The sequence below is a fragment of the Pseudomonas sp. MG-9 genome, from assembly GCF_018729515.1.
Taxonomy (GTDB): Bacteria; Pseudomonadota; Gammaproteobacteria; order Pseudomonadales; family Pseudomonadaceae; genus Aquipseudomonas; species Aquipseudomonas serboccidentalis.
Genome location: NZ_JAHHZH010000001.1, coordinates 873,485 through 895,122, shown reverse-complemented (window position 1 = coordinate 895,122; position 21,638 = coordinate 873,485). Strand labels below are relative to the sequence as shown.

The following is a 21,638-nucleotide window of genomic DNA, read 5'->3' as shown; positions in this document are numbered from 1 at the left end:
GCTGGAGACGTGTGCTGTCGGCTTGGCATACTTTTGCCACGCTTTCGTCAAACGCTTAGGGAGAACGATGATGGACAACACAATCCGGCGCGGCTCGTTTGAAATGACCGCTGCCATGCTGATTTCCGGGACCATCGGCTGGTTCGTGCTGGTGTCCGGGCAACCGGTGCTGGACGTGGTGTTCTGGCGCTGTGTGTTTGGTGCCGGCACCTTGCTGCTGATTTGCGCCGCGTTCGGCTTCCTGCGCCCGGGCATTCTGACCCGCACCACGTTCCTGTTGGCGGTGCTCAGCGGCGTCGCGATTGTCGGCAACTGGGTGCTGTTGTTCGCCTCGTATTCCCGGGCTTCGATTGCCATCGGCACCGCGGTCTATAACGTGCAGCCGTTCATGCTGGTCGGCCTGGCGGCGCTGTTTCTCGGTGAGAAGATCACTCTGCAGAAGCTGTTCTGGCTGGCGATTTCCTTTCTCGGCATGTTGGCGATCGTCAGCGCCCACGGCGGGCAGGGCGAGAGTGGTGGCGACTATCTGTTGGGGATTGCGCTGGCGCTGGGGGCGGCGTTGCTCTATGCGATAGCGGCGCTGATCATCAAGCGCCTGACCGGCACACCGCCGCATCTGATCGCGCTGATTCAGGTCTGCACCGGGGTGTTGTTGCTCGCGCCATTTGCTCACTTCAATGGCTTGCCGCAAACGGGCGGCGCGTGGGCCAGCCTGGTGACGCTGGGCATCGTCCACACCGGCCTGATGTACGTGCTGCTGTACGGCGCGATCCAGAAACTGCCGACGGCCCTGACCGGTGCGCTGTCGTTCATCTACCCGATTGCGGCGATCTTCGTCGACTGGTTCGCCTTCGGCCATCGCCTGGAACCGCTGCAATGGCTGGGTGTGGCCGCGATTCTGCTGGCCGCCGCCGGGATGCAGCAAGGCTGGGGTCTGAAAGCCCGGCGTCAGCTCAAATCGGTTTGATCAGATCGCGGAACAGTCCTTTCAACTGCTGGTTGCCGGCATCCACCAGATGGTTGTCATCAAAGTACAGCGGCACGCCGTTCCTGGAACCCATGCAATTGCCGTCGGGGCACAGATACGGCGTCGGGTCGATTACCGTCGCGTGGCAGCGCCTGGCCGCCTCTTCAATTGTTGCGATGGCGATGCGGTTGCGCTTCTCATACGCCTGCAACGGCAGTGAAATGTCGCTGATTTGTCGAAACAATCGCTGATTCAGGTTCAAGCCCTTGTAGACGCTGAATGGCATTTCCGGGATCGGTTTGACGATATAGACCGGGTGGTTTTCTGCGATCGAGCAGACGGTGCTGACGTACTCTTCGGTGTAAGCCTCGGCAAACGGCACCGGCCGCTCGGGAAAGGAAATCCGATAGCTGTTTTCCCGACCCGAATCCGCATACAGCGCCGCACGACTGAACAGCACCACGGGAATGCCCGTGTAGGCGGTTTTGAGCTGCTGCAGCTTTTCCTGATTGAAGCCCCGGCATTGGCTTTCGACGGTTTTGTCGTGCATTGCAAAATGGGCCAGGGTCGGGCAACCGCCCCGCGACCATGACAGTGCCGCCTGAGGGTTTTCCATCTGCACCGCCGCCGCCGTGGATTGTGCATGACTGTCGCCGTACAGAATCACCGACACTTCGCCCGTGCCCAGTTTGCAATCCGCCGCCGCATAGGTGTTGGCGTAGCACTCCTGCGGATACAGTTTGCTGGTGTATTGCGGCTGGCCGAGTTCGACCAGCGCCGGGCGCCAATCGGGGTGTTGCTTGACCAGCGAAGACATCACTGCCGACAGGGCAACCACACCCACCGTCAGCGAAGCGAACTTGATTACCGTGCGTGTCGCTGTCGGACCTTTTCTCACCTTCGATTCAACCAGGTAGAAGGAGAGGGCGCCGAGAGCGAGCGACGCGATGACCGCGCCGATCACGTGCGGCCAACTGGTCAACAGCCCGCACAGGTACAGCAACACCACCAGCGGCCAATGCCACAGGTACACCGAGTAGGAAATGCTCCCGATAAATTGCAGCGCAGGATTGCTGCTGAACAGCGACCGGGTATTGCCGTGAATCACCAGCATCGTCCCGAGCACCGGAACCAGTGCCAGATAACCCGGCCATAGATCCTGTTCGGAGAAGCACAGCACACTGGCGGCAATCGCCGCCAGTCCAAGCACCTCGCCGATCAAACCGCCGCGCAGGCTGAGCCGCAGGGGAAACAGAAAGACCAGCCCGCCAGCGATCATTTCCCACGCCCGGGTGGGCAGCATGTAGAACGCGAAGGTCGGGTTGAGGCCGGTCACAACGATGGACGCACAGAGCGAGGTCAGCGCCAGGGCGATCAAGGCAAAGCGGGTTCTGTCGGCGCCGAAAAACCGGTGCAAGCCCATGATCAACACCGGATACAACATATAGAACTGCCACTCCACCGACAGCGACCAGGTGTGCAGCAACCAGTTTTCATGCAGCGGCGCCGCAAAATAGTTGCCGCTCTGGGCGAAGCTGAAGTTCGAGCTGAACAGCAGGCTGCTCTTGATCGTGCGGATCGTCTCGCGCAAGTCGTCCAGTGGCAGATACACGTAGCCGAAGATCAGCAGCGCAATGCACAGGGTCAGCAGGGCGGGAATGATGCGTCGGGCACGCGAGGCGTAGAAACCGAGGAGGGAAAAATTCTGTTGTTGCACGCCGTTGAAGATGATGCCGGTCATCAGGAAGCCGGAAATGACGAAGAACACGTCTACGCCAACGAACCCGCCCTCAAAACCTGGAATCCTGAAATGGAACAGCACGACCGCCAAAACGGCGAGCGCACGTAACGCATTGATATTCGTCCTGAACTGCATTTTGCATCCATGTACACATCCGTTGTGAGCCGCATTGTAGTGATGATGTCGGCTTTGTTACATGGGTTTTTTCCGAGAACTCAGATGTTCCAGCGCGGCGCGGTTTTCCCCAGGCGTTGGCGCAGTTCGCCGATGTTGGCCGCCAGTTGCCGGGTCAGCAGACGGTAGCCGTCCAGGGTGCTGTAGACCGGCGTGTCGCGGCTGGCGTCGGGCAGCTCGAGCGGGCGCTCCAGGCGTTGCGCCGCGCCGGACTTCAAGGCCCGGGCCATGCCGATCAGTTGCACGCGAATCACCCGGTGCTCGGCCCGCAGCGCCGATTGCAGGTGCGCCATGGCGTCGGGGTCATTGGCATCCGGTCGAGTGTTGCCGAGGATTTCCAGGGTGCTGACGCACATGCGCAGGTTGCGTTGAATCGCATCCAGCTCAGTCATGGAAATCTTCACTTCCTTGGACACCGAAGGCATCAGCGAGCGCAGTTGCACCATCACCGTGGTCACCCGGCCCATCAGCTTCAGGTGTTCATCGGCGCTGACCGGTTGGCCGCTGATGATCCGCCCGTACAGCGTGGCGCAGTCGCGCAAGGCATCGGCCAGGTTGTAGCGCCACGAATACACCGCGTACAGCGGCAGGGCGAAGGAGAATGCGAGGGCCAGGGCGATGCCGATCAGGATGTCGACCCCGCGCCACAAGCCGTCGGTGATCGGATTGTCGCCATGCCCGGCGACAATGAACACGGTGATCGCCGAGAGCAGGGCGGTATAACCACCCTTGCCGATGGCGTGATAGGAGAAAAATCCGCAGACCACTGCCATGGCAAAGTACGTCAGCCATGGCAGGCCCAGCCACGCCTGTTGCGCCACCAGCACCAGACCGACGCCGGCACCGATCAGCGTGCCGGTGGCGCGTTCGGCGGCTTTCTTGCCGATGTTGCCGTGGTGTTGCAGACCGCCGATCACCACCAGCATGGTCACCGAGGCCCACTCACCGTGGGGCAGGTTGATGCCGGTGGTCAGCAGGATGGTCGCCAGCAACCCCAAGGCCACGCGCACCGCGTGAATGAGCCGGGCGTGCTGGTAGCGGCGGTACGGGTCCAGCAGCGGACGCAGGATTCGCCGCAACAGCGGTGGCAGTCGGTGGGTGCTGAATATACTCAGTGCAAGGTCCTCGTCAGAAGATGTAGTCGGTGGTCAGGAAGCTCGAATCGCGGCCGCGAATGATCTCGCTGAGCAGATCCTTGTTGCTGTCCTGGAATTTGGTCGCCACCAGCGTGCGGATCGAAAACACCCGCAATGCATCATGTACCGACAGCGTGCCTTCGGCGGAGTTCTTGCGCCCGTTGAACGGGTAGGTGTCCGGGCCGCGCTGGCACTGGGCGTTGAGGTTGATCCGCCCGACCTGGTTGGCGAAGGTGTCGACCAGTCGGCCGATCGCCACCGGGTTGGTGCCGAACAGGCTCAGTTGCTGGCCGAAATCCGATTCCAGTACGTAGTCGATTACGGTATCGAGGTGACGGTACGGCACGATCGGCACCACCGGGCCAAATTGTTCCTCGTTGTACACGCGCATCTGCGGCGTCACCGGGTACAGCACGGCCGGGTAGAAGAACGATTCGCGACTTTCGCCGCCGTTCGGGTTGACCACTTGCGCGCCCTTGCTCTGCGCATCGGCCACCAGGCTGTGCAGGTAATCGACCTTGCCCGACTCCGGCAATGGCGTCAGTGCCACGCCGCTGTCCCACGGCATGCCTGGTTTCAGCGTCGCCAGCTTGGCGTTGAATTTCTCGATGAAGGTGTCGACCACGTCTTCATGCACGAAGAGGATCTTCAGCGCGGTGCAGCGCTGGCCGTTGAACGACAGCGAACCGGTCACCGCTTCACTGACGGCGTTGTCCAGATCGACTTCCGGCAACACGATGCCGGGGTTCTTCGCATCCAGCCCCAGCGCAGCGCGCAAACGGTGCGGTTTCGGGTGCAGCTTTTTCAGGTCGCTGGCGGCCTTGTTGGTGCCGATGAAGGCGAAGATGTCGATCTTGCCGCTGGCCATCAGTGCGCTGACCGTTTCGCGGCCGCTGCCGTAGATCACGTTGATCACACCAGTGGGGAAGCTGTCGCGGAACGCTTCGAGCAACGGGCGAATCAGCAGCACACCGAGCTTGGCCGGCTTGAACACCACGGTGTTGCCCATGATCAGCGCCGGAATCAGCGTGGTGAAGGTTTCGTTGAGTGGATAGTTGTAAGGCCCCATGCACAATGCCACGCCAAGCGGCACGCGGCGGATCTGGCCGAGGGTGTCCTGTTCCAGCTCGAAACGGCTGGAGCGGCGGTCGAGTTCTTTCAGTGCGTTGATGGTGTCGACGATGTAGTCGCAGGTGCGATCGAACTCTTTCTCCGAGTCCTTGAGGTTCTTGCCGATCTCCCACATCAGCAGCTTCACCACCGCATCGCGCTGCTGGCGCATGCGCCCGAGAAACGCTTCAACGTGCTGGATGCGTTCGGCCACACGCATGGTCGGCCACAGGCCCTGACCACGATCGTAGGCCCGCACGGCGGCGTCGAGGGCGGTGAGGGCCGTGTCGGCGTCGAGCAGCGGCGTGCTGCCGAGGATCACTTGTTCAGCGCCATTTTCGCCGTGCAGGTACACAGGGCTGCGCACCTGGGCGAGCGGGCCGTCCCAGCGCCGCAACTGACCATCGACGAGGTATTCGCGTTGCTCGACCTGACCGTCGAGGCGGTATTTTTCCGGGATGTCGCTGACAGAAGGGAACAGGTTGCCAAGGATGTTTGCTGTGGTCATGTCGCTACCCCGTGTTGATGTCCGCATACAGATCAAAAAGTCTTTACAGGTTATACGCCTGAATACGTTGAAATTTAAACCCGCGAATGTCACGCGAATGTCACGCGAAGGCCCGGAACAGAGCGGCAATGCCCACACCCAACCCTGTAGGAGCTGCCGAAGGCTGCGATCTTTTGATCTTGCTCCTGAAAAACAAAGTCAAAAGATCGCAGCCTTCGGCAGCTCCTACTGGGGGATGTCCCCGGATGGCCCCCTCGTTGTCCCGCAATGCCCTCAACCCGCTGACGTCGCTGCCTTAAGGTGTGATCACAACAATAAGCGATGCCACCCTTGAGGATCGTTATGCGGGCCATCCGATTCACTTTACTGCTGGCGCTGTCCATGACGCTGTGCGGCTGCGGCGAAAAAGCCGAGCCGCCAGCGACCACTCGCAACGCCACACCGTCCGACCCGGCACTGGCGCAGATCTACACCAACAGCTGCCAGCTGTGCCACGCCAACCCGGCCGCCAACGCACCGCTCACTGGCGATCGCAAAGCCTGGGAACCGCGAATTCGGCAGGGCGTCGACACGCTGCTCGACCACGCCATCAATGGCTACAACGGCATGCCGCCGATGGGGCAGTGCATCGAATGTTCGGAAGAACAATTCCTGCAACTGATCGGCTTCATGGCCGACCAGCCCCTCCCACAGTAAGGGCCCGCGCATGACCATGGATCTGACACGGCGTCAGTTGTTGCAACGGGCAAGCATCGTTGGCGCGTTCAGTGCGCTGGCGGCGAACCCGGCATTGGGCCAGTTGATGCGCGCACCGCGACTGATCCCCTGGCGTAACTGGTCAGGCGGGCAGAGTTGCCTGCCGGCAGCGCGACTGGCGCCGAAAAATCTCGATGAACTGACGACGGTAATTCGCCAGGCCCAGGGCAAGATTCGCCCGGTCGGTTCGGCGCATTCCTTCAGCGCCCTGGTGCCCACCGACGGCACGCTGTTGTCGCTGAGCTACTTCACCGGCCTGCTTGATCACGACGCGAAAACCCTGCAAGCCGAATTCGCCGCCGGCACGCCGATGTCGCGCATGGGCGTGCCGTTGAAGGGCGTCGGTCAGGCGCTGCAAAACATGGCCGACATCGATTACCAGACCCTCGCCGGAGCCATCGCCACGTCCACCCATGGCACCGGCAAAACCTTTCAGTCTTACTCGGCGCACGTCTGCGGCATGCAACTGGTGACGGCCAGCGGCGAGGTGCTCGACTGCGACAGCCAGCGCCATCCCGAGGTATTCAACGCCGCGCGCGTCTCCCTCGGTGCACTGGGCGTGGCGACGAAAATCCGCCTGCAAAATCGCCCGGCCTATCGTCTGCGTGAACGGCAGTGGATCTCCAAGACCGAAGAATTGCTGGAAGACCTCGACAAGAACACCCGGGAAAACCAGCACTGGGAAATGCTTGTGGTCACCCATTCCGACTACGCACTGTCCATCGCCCTCAACGAAACCAGCGACCCGGCCACACCGCCGATTCCGCCCGAAGAGGAGGGCGGCAACGAGTTCGTGACCCTGATCGAGAAGATCGACAAATACGGCAGCGACTTCCCTGACATGCGCCGCACGCTGCTCAACAGCCTGCGCCATCTGGCCAGCTTCGATGATCGGGTGGGCGACTCGTTCGACATCTACGCCAACGTGCGCACCGTGCGTTTCAATGAGATGGAGTACTCGGTGCCCGCCGAACACGGCCCGGCCTGCCTGCGCGAAATCCTCAAGCTGATTCAGGACAAGGACCTGCGCACCTGGTTTCCCATCGAGTACCGCTACGTCAAGGCCGACGACATACCGCTGAGCATGTTCGAGGGCCGCGACAGCTGTTCGATCTCGGTGCACCAGCATTACCAGATGGATCATCACAACTTCTTCGCGGCGGTCGAGCCGATCTTCTGGAAGTACAACGGCCGGCCGCACTGGGGCAAGTTGCACACGCTCAATGCAAAAAACCTGCAGCCGCTGTATCCGCGCTGGCGCGAGTTTATCGATGTGCGTCAGGCGCTCGATCCAAGCGGGCGCTTTCTCAATGCGCATCTGTCGTCGATTCTGGGGGTGAACTGATGGCGGTCAATCGACGCAATTTTCTCCTTGGCACGTTGGGTGTCGGTGCGTTGCTGGCAGGCGTTGGCGCATGGCTGAGGCCGGGCGATCATGGCGCGCCGTACAGCGATTATTTTCGTGCGCTGAACAATGAGTTGAAGGACAAAGGGCCGATGCGCCCGGTGTTGCTGATCGACCTGGATCGCCTCGATCACAACATTGATGTGGTGATGCAGTCGGTCAGACGCGGCGGCAAGCAACTGCGTCTGGTGGAAAAGTCGCTGCCATCGCCGGGGCTGTTGAACTACATCGCGCAGCGTGCCGGGACGCAGAAACTGATGTCGTTTCATCAGCCGTTTCTCAATCACGATGCGCAGGTGTTCCCGCAGTCCGACATTTTGCTGGGCAAGCCATTGCCGGTGCGCTCGGCCGAGCTGTTCTATCAAACCCACAAAGGCCCGTTCGATCCCGCGAAACAGCTGCAATGGCTGCTCGACGGCCCCGAACGATTGCAGCAATACCTCGCGCTGGCTCAGGGTTTGGGCACGCGGATGCGCATCAACATCGAACTGGGCGTCGGCCTGCACCGCGGCGGGATCAGTGATGTGATGGTGCTTGGGCAGATGCTCACGCTGATCAGCGCCAACCCGCAGCATCTGGAATTCTCCGGGTTCATGGGCTACGACCCGTTCGTGGGCATGGGCGTGCCGGGGATTCTCGGCTCGCCCGACGAACTGTTTGCCAAGGTCATGGTGATTTACCAAAACTGCGTTGATTACACCCGGCAGCAGTTTCCCGCGTTGTGGCATGACGGTTTGTGTCTGAACACCGCTGGCAGCCCGAGTTATCGTATCCATGAAAACGAAAAGCTCAGCAGCGAGGTTTCAGTCGGAACCGCGATGCTCAAACCGACGCACTATGACCTGCCGTCGCTGAGCGAGCATGTGCCCGCGGTCTACATCGCCACGCCCGTTCTAAAAAGCACCGGCCCAGTGAACATCCCGGCGCTGGACAACAAGTCCAAGCTGTTCTCGTGGTGGGACACCAACCAGCGCCAGACCTTTTTCATCTACGGCGGCAACTGGATGGCCGAGTTCGAATCGCCGCCGGGATTGCAGAGCAACGGCGTGTACGGGCGCAGTTCCAATCAGGAGATGGTCAACGGATCCAGCGCCGTCGGACTCACTGTGGAAGACCAGGTCTTCCTGCGCCCGACCCAGACCGAAGCCGTACTTCTGCAATTCGGCGATCTGCTCGCCGTGCGCAACGGCAAGATCGTCGACACCTGGCCGGTCTACACCTGAACAGCAAAGATCAAAAGATCGCAGCCTGCGGCAGCTCCTACATTGAAATGCGATCCATGTAGGAGCTGCCGCAGGCTGCGATCTTTTGATCTTGATCCCCATTCAGTAATGAAGCTTTTATGACAAAAGTTCGGTAGCACATAGCCAGTCCGGTCATGCCTATGTAACGCGCTTGAGGGGCCCAACGGGGCGCTTTTCACAAGCCGAGGCGGGACGCCGGGAGTGAGGCAATGGGGACTATGGAACGCTACTCGAAAGTGGGTATGCAGGAGCTTGATCAGCGCCTGTCGAAGATCGTCGAAGCGGCGCGCAAGAAGCCGGTGTCGGTGTATCGCTACGGTGCGCCGTGGGTCTGGATCGTGTCGCAGGATGACTGGCAGGGCGCCTTGAAAGAGGTTTCCAGCTACATTCCGCCAGGCCATTCGCTGGTACTGCTGCGCCCGCAGATCGACGACCTGCTCGACGCCCACCAAGGCCTTCTGCACGACCTCAATGCCGAGCCCGGCATGCTCATTCCCGCGCAAACGGTCATGCACATTCTGCTCCTGCAACTGCTGTATTCGGTGCCCAGCGAGCAGCAGTTGTATGAACAGCTCAATTACAACCTGCTGTTCCGCTGGTTCGTCGGCCTCGGTCTGAACCAGAAAGTCTGGAGCTTCAACGTCCTCAGTCGCGACATCGCCACGCTGCTCAACGAGCCGCGTGCGGTGCTGCTCATTCAAAAAATCATCGGCGAAGTGTTCTGCGGTGCCTTGCTGCAAATGCCCGAGTTCTCCTTGAACTTCGCGTTGCTGCACACCTGGCTTGGCAGGCACAGCGGTGCCGCGCACATCAGCAACTAGCCGCGCCAGCCATTGACGCAACACACAAGGCGCGCGACAGCGCCAACAGGTCATCGCGAATTCAGGGGGTAGTGTGGATCAGATTTTCACGTCACGGCTGGCGCTGTGCGGCTGGCTGCTGGTGACGGCCGGCGCTCAGCCAGCGTTCGCCGATGAGGCTACCGAAAACGCCGCGCCGCAGCGTCTGGTGGACGTCAACGAATACTTCGTGCGCGGCAACACCGTGCTCGATGCCCGGGCGATTGAAGAGGCGGTGTACCCGTTTCTCGGCCCGCAAAAGGCCATGAGCGACATCGAAGGCGCTCGCGATGCGTTGCAGAAGGCCTATCAGGAACGCGGCTACCAATCGGTGTTCGTCGAACTGCCGGAGCAAGCGGTGGCCGACGGCATCGTCTACCTGCAAGTCAGCGAAACCAAGGTCGGACGGGTGCGCGTGGTCGGCGCCAAACACTATTCACCGCTGGACATCCGCGACAACGTCCCGGCGCTGAAAGAGGGCGAGGTGCCGGACTTCGCCAAGGTCCAGGGCGAACTGGCGCAACTGAACAAGACCCCGGGCCGCCAGGTCATGCCGCTGGTGCGCGAAGGCCAGCGCCCCGGCACCATGGACGTCGATTTGCAGGTCGAGGACCAGAACCCGTGGAGCGCCAGCGTCGGCCTCAACAACGACTACAGCGCCGACACCGAAAAACTGCGCGCCGTAACCAGCCTCGGCTACAACAACCTCTGGCAGCTCGGCCACAGCATCAACCTGACGTACTTCACCGCGCCGCAGGACACCGACAACGCCAAGGTCTGGTCGGGCTCCTACACCGCGCCCCTGACCGATCGCTGGAGCGTGCAGTTCTCCGGTTACCAGTCCGACAGCAACGTCGCCACCATCGGCGGCAGCAACGTGTTGGGCAAGGGCCATTCCTACGGCGTGTCGGCGATCTACACGCTGCCGTCCAGCGGCAGTTGGTCGAACTCGTTGTCGGCCGGCATCGACTTCAAGGACTTCGACGAACGCCTGACCCTGTCTGGCGAGAGCGACAAGGTGCCGCTGAAATACGCACCGTTCACCTTCGCCTACAACGGCTTCCGCTACACCGAAAAGAGCCAGCTGGGCCTCGGTCTGAGCCTGGTGGCGGCCACCCGCAGCCTCTTCGGCTACGGCAGCTCCGACGAAGATTTCGACTACAAGCGCTACCGCGCCAAGCCCAGTTTTGCCGTGCTCAAGGGCGACAGCAACTTCACCTGGACCTTCGACAACGACTGGCAGAGCGCGAGCAAAGGCGCGTTCCAGCTGGCGTCGGGGCCACTGGTCTCCAACGAGCAATTCTCCGCCGGCGGCGCGACCTCGGTGCGCGGTTATCTGGCCGCCGAACGCACCGCTGACGACGGCGTGCTGCTCAGCCAGGAACTGCGCACCCCGTCGCTGGCCAGGTTCGCCGGCAGCTGGATGCAGGAGTGGCGCTTCTACGCCTTTGCCGAAGGCGCGCAACTGTACCTGCGCGACGAACTGCCGGACCAGGACGCCAGTTACGCCCTGGCCAGCGTCGGCCTCGGCACCCGCGCCAACCTCAGCAAATGGCTGTCCGGCAGCGTCGACTGGGGCTATCCGCTGCTCGAAGGGCCGAACACCTCGAAGCAGGAATCGCGCCTGCACTTCAACCTTCAAGCCACTTTCTAAAGGAGCACGTTCATGCAGCGCCTCATTCTTTCGTTGTTGATCTGCCTGGGCTTCGTGCTCCCGGCCACGGCTCAGGCCTGGTGGCAGGACGACTGGCACTACCGCAAACAGATCGCCGTCGACACCACGCCACAAGGCGCCGGGATCAATCAGGCCCTGGGCCGCACCGCGCTGCTAGTGCGTCTGCACACCGGCAACTTCACCTTCGATGGCGTCAAGGAAGACGGCTCGGACCTGCGCTTTGTCGCCGCCGATGACAAAACCGTGCTCAACCACCAGATCGAAAGCTTCGATGCGCTGATGGGCATGGCGCTGATCTGGGTCGATGTGCCGAATGTCGAGGGCGGGCAACGTCAGGACATCTGGATGTATTACGGCAATCAGAAAGCCCCGGCTACCGGCAACGGTCAACTGACGTTCGATCCGAATTACACCGCGCTGTATCACTTTGAAGGCGCCACCGGCACCCCGGCCAAAGACACCACCGCCTACGGCAACACCGCGCAAAGTGCCACCGGCGCGGCGATTGACGGTGTCGTCGGGCGCGCCTTGCAGTTCAGCGGTCAGCCGTTGCTGCTGCCGGCCAGCCCGTCGTTGCAGCACAGCGCTGGCAGCGCGTTCACCTTCAGCGCCTGGTTGCGGCTGGATCAGGCCAATGGCGAGCAACTGATCCTCGCCCGTCGTGAAGGCGCCAGCAGCCTGTTGGTCGGTGTGAATCAGGGCGTGCCGTTCGTGGAAATCGACGGCCAGCGCGCGGTTGCCACTCAGGCGCTGAATCCCGGCCAATGGCAACACGTCGCGCTGACCGCCGAGGGGGCGAAAGTCAGCCTGTTCATCAATGGTCGTGAAGGCGCGACGCTCGCTCAGGCGATGCCGGCGTTCAACTCGGTGATGGCCATGGGGGCGGATCTGCACGAAGGTCCGTTCCAGCCGTTCGTGGGCGCCATCGACGAACTGCGCCTGTCGAAAGTCGCCCGTCCGGCGGCGTTACTGCTGGCTGATGCCACCTCGCAAGGCGCCGAGTCGAAACTGGTGACCTACGGCGTTGACGAAGAGCAGTCCGGTTTCGGCTTCGGCAGCCTCGGTTTCCTGCTCAATGCGGTGCCGGTGGATGCCTGGGTGATCATCGCCGTGCTGGTGCTGATGATGTTCCAGTCGTGGATCATCATGCTGCGCAAGAACCACACCCTCAGCCGTGTCAGCAAGGCCAACGAAGACTTCCGCGAACAGTTCGCCAAGGTCGGCACGCGCCTGGAAATGTTCGCCGACGACGCGCAACTGGCCCAGCGCCTGCAGCATTCGCCGCTGTGGCGTCTGTACTCGGTGGCGGTCAAGGAGATCCGCACCCGCCGCGAGCAGGGCGCTGATACCTCTTCTGTGTCTGCCGCAACCATCGAAGCCATCCGCTGCTCGATGGACGGCGTGCGCACCCGCGAGAACCAGGCCCTCAGCTCGAAACTCTCGACCCTGTCCAACGCGATCGCCGGCGGCCCGTACATCGGCCTTCTCGGCACCGTGCTGGGGATCATGGTGGTGTTCCTCGGCACCGCCATGGCCGGTGACGTCAACATCAACGCCATCGCTCCGGGTATGGCCGCAGCGTTGCTCGCCACCGCGATGGGCCTGTTCGTCGCGATCCCGGCGCTGTTTGGCTACAACCGCCTGATCACCCGCAACAAGGAAGTCAGCGCCGACATGCGCGTGTTCGTCGACGAGTTCATCACGCGCCTGGCGGAGATGCACGGCGAAGGCCAGTCCAGTGAAGCGGCGCATCAGCGCGGTCATCACGCCAACCACTCCGTACCGGCCTGAGGAGCACTGACATGGCGTCTGTAAATGCCTCCCACGACGATGACGAAGATGCAGCGGTGGACAGCATCAACATCACCCCGCTGGTGGATGTGCTGATGGTGGTGCTGGTGATGTTCATCCTCACCGCCACCGCGCAGGTCTCGGGGATCCAGATCAACCTGCCCAAGGCCAGCGCTTCGGTGTCGCTGTCCGAAGCCAAGACCAAAGCGATTTCAGTCAACGACGGCGGTCAGGTGTTCCTCGATGCCTACCCGGTGACCCTGGCCGAGCTGGAAGAACGCCTGCGCATCGAGAAGGCGCAGAACCCTGACTTCCCGGTGATCGTGCGCGGTGACGCCACGGTGCAATACCAGAAAGTCATCGAAGTGCTGGATCTGCTGCGCCGGCTCGAACTGTCCCAGGTCGGTCTGGTGACCGGCAAACCGACGCAGGGCTGAGTGATGACCGCACAACTTCCGATCGAGCCACTGCCGGTGAAACGCTCGCCGCTGCGTTACGTGAAGTGGGGCGCCGGGCTGCTGCTCGGCGCGCTGGCCGCGTACTGGCTGTGGCAGTGGGCTAACGACATGAGCGGCATCCGCCGTGAAGCGCCGAAGGTGCCGACGATCATTCCGTTGCCGCCACCACCGCCGCCGCCCCCGGAAAAGCCACCGGAACCGGAAACCCCGGTGGAAGAAAAAATCGTCGAGCCCGAGCCCACACCCGAGCCGCAAGAGGTCAAGCCCGAAGAGGAAGTACCGCCATCGCCGGCGGACGATCTGGCCAACCCGATGCAAATGGACGGCGACGCCCAGAGCGGCAACGACGCGTTCAACATCGGCGCGGGCAAGGGCGGCGGCATGGCCGGTGCCGGAGGCGGGCGGTTGGGCACCGGCACCTACAGCCAGTTCCTCGCGTTCACCTTTCAGAAGCTGCTGCGTGAGAACCCGGACCTGCGCAACCTCGCGTTTTCGCTGCAGGCCGATGTGTGGCTGAGCAGCGTTGGCGAGATCACTCGCGTGGAGCTGATCAAGTCCAGCGGCAACCCCGAGATCGACACCCAGGTGCTGGCGGCGCTGCGCAACGCGCCGCATTTAAGCGAACGGCCTCCGGCCTCCATGACCTTGCCCGTGCGCCTGTCCCTGCAAGGGCGGCGTCCGGGTTAACCCACTTTAATTCATTGCCAAGCATTCAAGCTTTGCCAAAAGGAGTTGTGTGCAGATGATTTCCAATGTGAATCGATTGTCCCTGGCGGTCGGCATGGTCATCGCGACCCTGGTCGGTCAGGCCGGGGCAGCGCCTGCGCCCTCGGAGAACGCCACGATCAATCTGATCCGCTTGCTGGTCGAGCAGGGCATTTTGAAACAGGACAAGGCCGACGCGCTGATCGCCCAGGCCCAGAACGAAGCCGCGCAGGCCAAACAGGCCGCAGCGTCCACAGCGGTCGCAGCCGGTCCGGTGGCCGCACCGGGCGATGTGCGTGTGCAGTACGTGCCAGCCGCTGTGCGTGATCAGATTCGCGATCAGGTCAAGGCTGAGGTCATGGCTACCGCCAAACAGGAAAACTGGGCGGCGCCCAACACCTTCCCGGACTGGGCGTCGCGCATCAGCTTCGACGGCGACATCCGCCTGCGTGACGAATCACGCTACTACTCGGGCAGCAACAGCAACGAAATCGTCGACTTCGCCAAACTCAACAACAACGGCCCGTACGACGTGAACCCCAACAGCAGCACCAGCCTGCCGCCGTTGCTCAACACCCGCGAAGATCGCACCAATCAGTTCCGCATTCGTGCGCGGCTGGGCATGAAAGCGGTGATTTCGCCGGACTGGACCGCCGGCATTCGTATCGGCACCGGTTCGGACAACAACCCGGTGTCGACTACCCAGAACCTCGGTGGTGGTTTCGCCAAGAAAGACATCTGGCTCGATCAGGGCTACCTGAACTGGAAGCCCACGGATGAGTTGACCCTGACCGGCGGGCGTTTCGCCAACCCGTTCATGTCCACCGACATGCTCTATTCCAACGACCTGAATTTCGACGGCGTGGCAGCGATTTTCGACCATAAGCTCAACCGCGATTGGGGCGTGTTCGGCACCGTCGGCGCGTTCCCGGTGGATTACACCAACGACACCACCACCAGCAACGGCTTCGACAAGGAAGAAAGCGACAACAAGTGGCTGTATGGCGCGCAGCTCGGCGCCAAATGGGCAATCAACAGCAACAACCGCCTCAAAGGTGCGTTGGCCTACTACCGATTCGACGACATTCAGGGGCAGCGTTCCAGCCCCTGCACACCGTGGGCCGGCGCCCCGGGCTGCGATACCGACGGCACCCGCGCAGCGTTCATGCAGAAGGGCAACAGCGTGTTCCTGCTGCGCGACATCACGCCGAACCCGGCCAACCCGACCACCACGCCGCAGCCGCAATTCGTCGGCCTCGCGTCGGAGTTCAACCTGCTCGACCTTAACCTGGTGTGGGACGCCGATCTGCCGCAAGACTTCAAATTGCGCAGCCAGGGCAACTACATCCACAACCTCGGTTACGACGAAGGCGACATGCGCAAGCGCTCCGAGGGGCAGATCGTCAACAACCTCAACAGCAATGGCGAGATCGAAAGCGGCGCCAACGCGTGGATGGTGCAGTTCACCCTCGGCAACGCGCTGGACCTGCACAAGCAGGGTGACTGGAACCTGTTCGCCGGCTACAAGTACATCCAGCCGGACGCCTTGCCGGACGGCTTCAACGATTCCTCGTTCCACCTCGGCGGCACCAACGCCAAGGGCTATTTCCTCGGCGGCAATTACGGTCTGGCGAAGAACGTCTACGCCACCGGCCGCTGGATGAGTACCGAGGCGGTGTACGGCGCGCCGTTCGACATCGACGTCTTGCAGCTTGAGATCAATACGCGCTTCTAAGGCGCCGGGAGTACGGTCATGCACGCACGAGTTTTACTGTTGGGGCTGAGTCTGTTCATCGCGCAGGGGGCCAGTGCCGAAGGCATGGAGGAGCGTCTGCGCACCCAGTTGCGCAGCACCACCCAGCAATTGCAGGCCCTGCAAAGCCAGCAGGCCCAGGCCAGCGCCGCGCAACTGGCGGCGCAGAACGAGGCCCGGGCCGCGCAGGCGCAGATCAAGCAATTGACCGCCGAGCTGGCCAAGGCCAAGGGCGTTGCCGAGCAGTTGGTCGACCAGCAGCAGAACCAGCACAGCCAGGCCCAGGCGCAAGTCGCGGCGAGCAACGAGCAGGTCGGCAAGTTCAAGAAGGCCTACGACGAGTTGCTGGTCATGGCCCGTGCCAAAGAGACAGAACGGTCTAAGCTTCAGGCGCAATTGGCTGAACGTGACACACAAGTGCAGCAATGTTCAGTCAAGAATCAGCAGATGTACGGCGTCGCCAAGCAGATCCTCACCGCCTACGAAAACATCGATGTGGCCGAGGTGATGAAAATCCGCCAGCCCTTTGCGGGCAGCGCCCGGGTCAAGTTCGAGGAACTGGCCCAGGGCTTTGGTGACGAGCTCTACAAGACTCAATTCGACGCGCCGCAAGCCGCGCTCGCGCACTGATTTAAAAGACTGATAAACAAGGAAGAAGTCATGACTCAATTGATCACCCACGTTTCCCCGCAATCGCTGACCGAAGTCCTGCAAGCGGCCGGTTATCGCGTCAACCAGACCGAACAGAACGGCATCGTGCAGTTGCTCAGCGCCAGCCAGGGCATCGGCTATGCCGTGCGTTTCGGCAACCCGGCGGTGGAGCAGGGCAGCTACGTCGATTTCACTTTCAGCTGCGCGCTGCGGGTGCAAGGTGAGTTGCCACAGGGTGTGGCCGAGCAGTGGAACGCCACTCGGCGTTTTGCGCGATTATCGTTGCAGGGCGAGTTTCTGGTGATGGAAATGGACGTGGTGGTGGCGGCCGGTGTGAGCAACGATCACCTGCGTGGCAATCTGGAATTGTGGGATCGCCTGCTGCAGGAGTTCATCGTCTATCTGCGTGATTTCAGCCAGGCCGCGCAAACCTCGACGGCCAAGGTCGCTGTCGCCGAGCAAGAGGAAGTCGCGCTGTGAAAAAGCCTGCCATGGTGATCGGCGCCGGAGCAGTGGCGCTGTTGGTGGTAGCCGTCGCGCTGGTGCTGCGACCGGGCACAGACCCGGTCGCCGCGCAGCAATCGTCGCCTTTGGCGGCGGTTGCTGCGGGTCCGGCAGTGGCGCGGTTGGGCAATCAGCAGGTAACGCCGCAGGAGTTGCAGGCGTTGCTGGCGACCGTCCCGCCGGCAACCCGCGAGCAACTGCGCGGCAACCGTGAAGCACTGGAGCGCTGGTTGCGCACACGTCTGGCGGAGAAGGCCGTGCTGGAGCAGGCTGATGCCCAAGGCTGGGCGCAGCGTCCTGACGTGGTGCGGCAAACCCGAGCGGCCACCGAGCAGATCGTCTTCCGTGATTACCTGCGCTCGGTCAGCGAAGTGCCGTCGGACTACCCGAATGCGGCCGAGTTGCAACAGGCCTACGACGCCGGCAAGGCCGAATGGCAAACCCCGGCGTTGTTCCGGGTGAGCCAGATTTTCCTCGCCGTGAATGACCCGCAGAACCTCGAAGCGGTGCGCAAACAGGCGATGGAGCTGAGCAAAAAGGCTCAGGCCGCGCCGGGGGATTTTGCCGCGCTGGCGAGCCAATATTCGCAGGACCGACTGACCGCCGAGCGCGGCGGCGATACCGGCCTGCAACCGTTGCAGCAACTGGTGCCGCAGGTGCGGGGCGCGGTGGCGCGGCTCAAGGTCGGCGGTGTTTCCGAGCCGCTGCAGAGTGGCGCCGGGTTCCATGTGATCAAACTCACCGAACAGCAACCGGCGCGCACCGCGACCCTCGACGAGCTGCGTGACCCACTGACCCAGGCCTTGCGCGCCCAGCGTCAGGAGCAGATTGCCCAAGCGTATCTGGATGGCATGCTTGACACGGCGACGCTGAGTATTGATGGGGCCGAGCTGAACAAAGTCATGGAAACCAAGCTCTAGAAAACCGGCACACCACAACCCCCTGTAGGAGTGAGCCTGCTCGCGATAGCGGTGTGTCAGCAAAGAGATGTCAGCTGTGCCGACGCTATCGCGAGCAGGCTCACTCCTACAAGGGATCTGCGCAATGTCTAAATACAAAGATCGACAGGGAGTCATCGATGTCATTCACCGAACCCGCAGGACGACAGGGTAGCCCCGATTACCGCTGGGCACAGGACGAGCGCGAGCCGTGGCTGGCGCAAGCCGCGACCATCGATGCCGATGTCGCACAATACTTTCTGGTCAGTGCCCGCTGTGGCTGTTTCATGCAGGCGGCGCGCAGCCTTAACGTGCGTTCGACCTTGCTGCGCAAACAACTGGCGCAACTGGAGCAAGCGCTGCAGCACTCGCTGTTCACCTTTCAGGGCAGCGCCCTGAGCCTGACCCGCGAGGGCCAGCAACTTCAGGCGCAACTGGTGGCGCTGGCCCACGAACGCAAACTGCCGGTGGTCGAGCAGCCACTGATTCGGCTGGCCGTCGCCGAGTCGATCCTGCATGACATCCTCGGTCGTGACCTGATCGCGCTGTTGCGCCGCAACGCCAGCGTGCGCCTGGAAATCATCGCACTGGACAGCGAACTGTCGTTGCGCGCGGTGAGTGCCGACGTGGTGCTGTGGCTGGCCCATGGCGAAAGCCCAAGCCCTGGCCCGACCTTCGCCACCAGCCAACCGCAAGCCCTGGCGCGCCTGGATTACCTGCCGCACATCGCCAAACGCTATTCCCGCGTCACCGCACGCCCCGCCAGCGCTGGCGACCTGAGTGATTTCATGCTGGTGCAATGGCAACACGACAGGCAGATCGACGGCTTCCGGCCGTGGAATGAGCTGGTCGAACAACGTCTGGCCGGCGTGGTGCAGATGCAGTCCTATGAGCTGATGCTGGAAATGATCCGCTGCAGCGCCTGTATCGGTTTGCTGCCGGCGTACATGAGCCGCTTCGATCGCGGGCTGATCGCGCTGCCGGGGCTTTTTGCTGAGGCGATGCAGCTACAGGCATGGCTGGCAGTCAACGTTGAATCCCGAGACGTGGCCGAAGTGCAAACGCTGGTCGAACTCATCCAGCACACCTTCAACGAACGCCACGAATGGTTCCAGACCTGACCCAGTCTCCCGGTACCCCTCATTTCCTGTAGGAGCTGCCGCAGGCTGCGATCTTTTGATTTTAAGAAGCAAGATCAAAAGATCGCAGCCTGCGGCAGCTCCTACAGTTTGTATGCGTCGGACTTTGCGGTTTAGAGTCATTGACCACACAACGATCCAGGAAGGATCCGCCATGCCCGACCACACTCCCGCCATCAAAATCGAACGCTTCAACGAATCGCACATCGACGGCGTTACCGCGCTGTACAACGACCCGGCCGTGACCCGGCAGGTGTTGCAAATGCCGTTTCAGTCCACGGAAGTCTGGCGCCAACGGCTAATGGCGGACAACGAGCGGGCGGTGAAGCTGGTGGCGCTGCATCAGGGGCAGGTGATCGGCAATCTGGGCCTGGAAGGCTACTCGCGGATTCGCCGCAGCCACGCCGGCAGCATTGGCATGGGCGTCGCCGTGGCGTGGCAGGGCAAGGGTGTCGGCTCGACGCTGCTGGCGGCGGCGCTGGACGTCGCCGACAACTGGATGAACTTGCACCGCGTCGAGCTCACGGTCTACGCCGACAATGAAGCGGCCATCGGTTTGTACCGCAAGTTCGGCTTCGAGGACGAAGGCCTGTTTCGCGACTATGCGGTGCGCGACGGGCAATGGGTCGACACCCTGAGCATGGCCCGCCTGCGCACGCGCGGCAAAACCTGACTCAGCCGCGCCAGCCCCAGACTCAGTCGTCTAAGGCGAACGCCACCGCCGACTGCGCATGCAGTTCGGTGGTGTCGAGCAGGGGCAGAGCGCTGTGTTCGGGTTTGACCAGCAGGCCGATTTCCGTGCAACCGAGGATGATCGCCTGGGCGCCGCGTGCGGTCAGTGATTCGATCACCCGTTGATAGATTTTGCGCGACTCGTCGCTGATTACCCCGACGCACAATTCGTCGTAGATGATCCGGTGCACGTCGTTGCGCTCGGCGGCGTCCGGCACCAGCACCGTTAAGCCCCTGGCAGTCAGGCGCTGCTTGAGAAAATCCTGCTCCATGGTGAACGCGGTGCCGAGCAGGCCGACCGTGTGCGCATCGATATCCAGCGCGGCCTGTGCTGCCGGTTCGGCGATGTGCAGAAACGGGAGGCTGATCGCTGCCTGAATCTGCTCCGCCACCTTGTGCATGGTGTTGGTACACAGCACCACGCATTGCGCCCCGCCGGCCTCCAGCTTGCGCGCCGCATCCACCAGAATCGCCGCCGCATCGTCCCAGCGCCCGGCGTGCTGGGCCTGTTCCACCGGGCCGAAGTCGACGCTGTGCATCAGCAGTTGCGCCGAACGCAGCGGGCCAAGCCGATCGCGAATCTGTTGATTGATCAGACGATAGTATTCAGCGCTGGACTCCCAGCTCATGCCGCCGATCAGGCCGATGGTGCGCATTGAAACTCCTCAGGCAATGGCCCGGGCCGGAAAGTCGGGCTCCGGCTGAGTGTCCATCGGTTCAAAGACGGATGCCAGCGCAAAGCAACTGTACCGTTGATCCTTTTGCCAAGTGTCACGGTGCCGGCGTTCGAGGATTAACGTACGCCGGCGCCTCGATCTGTCACTATCGACTATCGCAGGCTCTCCCGAGGAACGTACCGATGAACGACGTACAACAACTGGGCGAAATGCTTCGTCACTATGCCGAGAGTGAAGCGCACAAGAAGCAACTGTTCGAAACGCAGTCGCAGGCGTGGGCCAGCCGGATCACCGAGCTGTTCGGCCATATTCAGCAATGGCTGGAGCCGGTGCAGGCGCCGAACCTGCTGGAGGTGAGCCGCGAGGCTTACGTCGCGTTCGGGCCGAGCACACCGGTGGAAACCTCGACCTTCAAGACCGAGAAACTGAGCATCGTGATTGCCGGCAAACCGGTGGAATTCGTGCCGGACGTGATGGGCAGCGCCGGGCAGATTTCCCTGGCGGTGATGGGCCTGACGGCGGCGCGCTATGGCAGCATTTCGCTGGTGGGGCTGCCGAGCGGCGAGTGGCAGTGGCGCAAGACCAACGGCTTGAAGGATCCCGACACGTTTGTGTTCGATGCGGACTTTTTGGCGCAGCAGCTGCAGAGCCTGATTCCCCGCGATCGCAACTAGATCCCGAAAACACCCTCAACCCTGTAGGAGCTGCCGCAGGCTGCGATCTTTTGATCTTGTT

20 protein-coding genes are annotated in these 21,638 nt (G+C 62.1%); 16 read left to right on the top strand and 4 right to left on the bottom strand.

Translation table 11 applies throughout. The annotated features are described in order from the left end of the window. Nucleotides 1-70 precede the first annotated feature (70 nt). Complete coding sequence (locus tag KKQ10_RS04040; RefSeq protein WP_215500278.1) at nt 71-967, top strand: DMT family transporter; 897 nt, start codon at nt 71-73, stop codon at nt 965-967. Here KKQ10_RS04040 and KKQ10_RS04035 read toward each other — a convergent pair. The 3 genes from KKQ10_RS04035 to KKQ10_RS04025 form a co-directional block, all read right to left on the bottom strand. Then, nucleotides 954-2,843 carry an acyltransferase family protein gene (locus tag KKQ10_RS04035; protein WP_215500277.1) on the bottom strand — a complete coding sequence of 630 codons (1,890 nt, stop codon included), beginning with the start codon at nt 2,841-2,843 and terminating at the stop codon, nt 954-956. The two genes, KKQ10_RS04040 and KKQ10_RS04035, sit on opposite strands and share 14 nt — an antisense overlap. Nucleotides 2,844-2,923: 80 nt before the next feature. After that, nucleotides 2,924-3,964 carry an FUSC family protein gene (locus tag KKQ10_RS04030; protein ID WP_215500390.1) on the bottom strand — a complete coding sequence of 347 codons (1,041 nt, stop codon included), beginning with the start codon at nt 3,962-3,964 and terminating at the stop codon, nt 2,924-2,926. A gap of 46 nt (nt 3,965-4,010) precedes the next feature. After that, nucleotides 4,011-5,636 carry an NADP-dependent glyceraldehyde-3-phosphate dehydrogenase gene (locus KKQ10_RS04025; protein ID WP_215500276.1) on the bottom strand — a complete coding sequence of 542 codons (1,626 nt, stop codon included), beginning with the start codon at nt 5,634-5,636 and terminating at the stop codon, nt 4,011-4,013. A gap of 342 nt (nt 5,637-5,978) precedes the next feature. Here KKQ10_RS04025 and KKQ10_RS04020 point away from each other — a divergent pair, with 342 nt between their 5' ends. From KKQ10_RS04020 to KKQ10_RS03955, 14 genes are all read left to right on the top strand, one after another. Next, nucleotides 5,979-6,332 carry a c-type cytochrome gene (locus KKQ10_RS04020; protein ID WP_215500275.1) on the top strand — a complete coding sequence of 118 codons (354 nt, stop codon included), beginning with the start codon at nt 5,979-5,981 and terminating at the stop codon, nt 6,330-6,332. Between the two features lie 76 nt (nt 6,333-6,408). Continuing rightward, nucleotides 6,409-7,737: a D-arabinono-1,4-lactone oxidase gene (locus KKQ10_RS04015; RefSeq protein ID WP_215500389.1), complete on the top strand. Its 1,329-nt coding sequence runs from the start codon at nt 6,409-6,411 to the stop codon at nt 7,735-7,737. A 74-nt stretch (nt 7,738-7,811) separates the two neighbouring features. After that, complete coding sequence (locus KKQ10_RS04010; RefSeq protein ID WP_215500388.1) at nt 7,812-9,020, top strand: DSD1 family PLP-dependent enzyme; 1,209 nt, start codon at nt 7,812-7,814, stop codon at nt 9,018-9,020. A 230-nt stretch (nt 9,021-9,250) separates the two neighbouring features. After that, the gene (locus KKQ10_RS04005) at nt 9,251-9,862 is read left to right on the top strand and encodes a transposase (RefSeq protein WP_127646949.1); all 612 of its coding nucleotides are present in this window, start codon (nt 9,251-9,253) and stop codon (nt 9,860-9,862) included. 73 nt (nt 9,863-9,935) lie between these two features. Next, nucleotides 9,936-11,534 (top strand): ShlB/FhaC/HecB family hemolysin secretion/activation protein, encoded by a 1,599-nt coding sequence (locus KKQ10_RS04000; RefSeq protein ID WP_215500274.1) that lies wholly within the window; start codon nt 9,936-9,938, stop codon nt 11,532-11,534. Nucleotides 11,535-11,546: 12 nt separating this feature from the next. After that, on the top strand, nt 11,547-13,346 hold the full coding sequence (locus tag KKQ10_RS03995; protein ID WP_215500273.1) for a DUF2341 domain-containing protein: 1,800 nt from the start codon (nt 11,547-11,549) through the stop codon (nt 13,344-13,346). An 11-nt stretch (nt 13,347-13,357) separates the two neighbouring features. Continuing rightward, complete coding sequence (locus KKQ10_RS03990; RefSeq protein ID WP_127646955.1) at nt 13,358-13,783, top strand: ExbD/TolR family protein; 426 nt, start codon at nt 13,358-13,360, stop codon at nt 13,781-13,783. A 3-nt stretch (nt 13,784-13,786) separates the two neighbouring features. Next, the gene (locus KKQ10_RS03985; protein ID WP_215500272.1) at nt 13,787-14,491 is read left to right on the top strand and encodes an energy transducer TonB family protein; all 705 of its coding nucleotides are present in this window, start codon (nt 13,787-13,789) and stop codon (nt 14,489-14,491) included. A 55-nt stretch (nt 14,492-14,546) separates the two neighbouring features. Next, the gene (locus KKQ10_RS03980; RefSeq protein ID WP_215500271.1) at nt 14,547-16,244 is read left to right on the top strand and encodes a putative porin; all 1,698 of its coding nucleotides are present in this window, start codon (nt 14,547-14,549) and stop codon (nt 16,242-16,244) included. 18 nt (nt 16,245-16,262) lie between these two features. After that, the gene (locus tag KKQ10_RS03975) at nt 16,263-16,892 is read left to right on the top strand and encodes a DNA repair protein (RefSeq protein WP_215500270.1); all 630 of its coding nucleotides are present in this window, start codon (nt 16,263-16,265) and stop codon (nt 16,890-16,892) included. 30 nt (nt 16,893-16,922) lie between these two features. Next, nucleotides 16,923-17,393 (top strand): YbjN domain-containing protein, encoded by a 471-nt coding sequence (locus tag KKQ10_RS03970; RefSeq protein ID WP_127646963.1) that lies wholly within the window; start codon nt 16,923-16,925, stop codon nt 17,391-17,393. After that, on the top strand, nt 17,390-18,337 hold the full coding sequence (locus KKQ10_RS03965; RefSeq protein WP_215500269.1) for a peptidylprolyl isomerase: 948 nt from the start codon (nt 17,390-17,392) through the stop codon (nt 18,335-18,337). The genes KKQ10_RS03970 and KKQ10_RS03965 overlap by 4 nt, the downstream gene beginning before the upstream one ends. A 158-nt stretch (nt 18,338-18,495) precedes the next feature. Beyond that, on the top strand, nt 18,496-19,476 hold the full coding sequence (locus KKQ10_RS03960) for a LysR family transcriptional regulator (RefSeq protein ID WP_215500268.1): 981 nt from the start codon (nt 18,496-18,498) through the stop codon (nt 19,474-19,476). 172 nt (nt 19,477-19,648) lie between these two features. Further along, nucleotides 19,649-20,167: a GNAT family N-acetyltransferase gene (locus KKQ10_RS03955; protein ID WP_215500267.1), complete on the top strand. Its 519-nt coding sequence runs from the start codon at nt 19,649-19,651 to the stop codon at nt 20,165-20,167. Between the two features lie 22 nt (nt 20,168-20,189). Here the strand turns inward: KKQ10_RS03955 and KKQ10_RS03950 are convergent, their stop codons facing one another. Then, nucleotides 20,190-20,882, bottom strand: a complete 693-nt coding sequence (locus KKQ10_RS03950; RefSeq protein WP_215500266.1) for an aspartate/glutamate racemase family protein — start codon at nt 20,880-20,882, stop codon at nt 20,190-20,192. A gap of 203 nt (nt 20,883-21,085) precedes the next feature. Between KKQ10_RS03950 and KKQ10_RS03945 the strand changes: the two genes are divergently transcribed. Then, on the top strand, nt 21,086-21,577 hold the full coding sequence (locus KKQ10_RS03945; protein ID WP_215500265.1) for a hypothetical protein: 492 nt from the start codon (nt 21,086-21,088) through the stop codon (nt 21,575-21,577). The last annotated feature ends 61 nt before the right edge of the window (nt 21,578-21,638 follow it).

Excerpts from the sequence above, each read along its gene's own strand:
- KKQ10_RS04005 (WP_127646949.1), top strand. The coding sequence starts at position 9,251 with ATGGGGACTATGGAACGCTACTCGAAAGTGGGTATGCAGGAGCTTGAT.
- KKQ10_RS03980 (WP_215500271.1), top strand. The coding sequence starts at position 14,547 with ATGATTTCCAATGTGAATCGATTGTCCCTGGCGGTCGGCATGGTCATC.
- KKQ10_RS03955 (WP_215500267.1), top strand. The coding sequence starts at position 19,649 with ATGCCCGACCACACTCCCGCCATCAAAATCGAACGCTTCAACGAATCG.
- KKQ10_RS04040 (WP_215500278.1), top strand. The coding sequence starts at position 71 with ATGGACAACACAATCCGGCGCGGCTCGTTTGAAATGACCGCTGCCATG.
- KKQ10_RS03945 (WP_215500265.1), top strand. The coding sequence starts at position 21,086 with ATGAACGACGTACAACAACTGGGCGAAATGCTTCGTCACTATGCCGAG.
- KKQ10_RS03985 (WP_215500272.1), top strand. The coding sequence starts at position 13,787 with ATGACCGCACAACTTCCGATCGAGCCACTGCCGGTGAAACGCTCGCCG.
- KKQ10_RS04025 (WP_215500276.1), bottom strand. The coding sequence starts at position 5,636 with ATGACCACAGCAAACATCCTTGGCAACCTGTTCCCTTCTGTCAGCGAC.
- KKQ10_RS03975 (WP_215500270.1), top strand. The coding sequence starts at position 16,263 with ATGCACGCACGAGTTTTACTGTTGGGGCTGAGTCTGTTCATCGCGCAG.
- KKQ10_RS03970 (WP_127646963.1), top strand. The coding sequence starts at position 16,923 with ATGACTCAATTGATCACCCACGTTTCCCCGCAATCGCTGACCGAAGTC.
- KKQ10_RS03960 (WP_215500268.1), top strand. The coding sequence starts at position 18,496 with ATGTCATTCACCGAACCCGCAGGACGACAGGGTAGCCCCGATTACCGC.
- KKQ10_RS04020 (WP_215500275.1), top strand. The coding sequence starts at position 5,979 with ATGCGGGCCATCCGATTCACTTTACTGCTGGCGCTGTCCATGACGCTG.
- KKQ10_RS03990 (WP_127646955.1), top strand. The coding sequence starts at position 13,358 with ATGGCGTCTGTAAATGCCTCCCACGACGATGACGAAGATGCAGCGGTG.
- KKQ10_RS04035 (WP_215500277.1), bottom strand. The coding sequence starts at position 2,843 with ATGCAGTTCAGGACGAATATCAATGCGTTACGTGCGCTCGCCGTTTTG.
- KKQ10_RS03950 (WP_215500266.1), bottom strand. The coding sequence starts at position 20,882 with ATGCGCACCATCGGCCTGATCGGCGGCATGAGCTGGGAGTCCAGCGCT.
- KKQ10_RS03995 (WP_215500273.1), top strand. The coding sequence starts at position 11,547 with ATGCAGCGCCTCATTCTTTCGTTGTTGATCTGCCTGGGCTTCGTGCTC.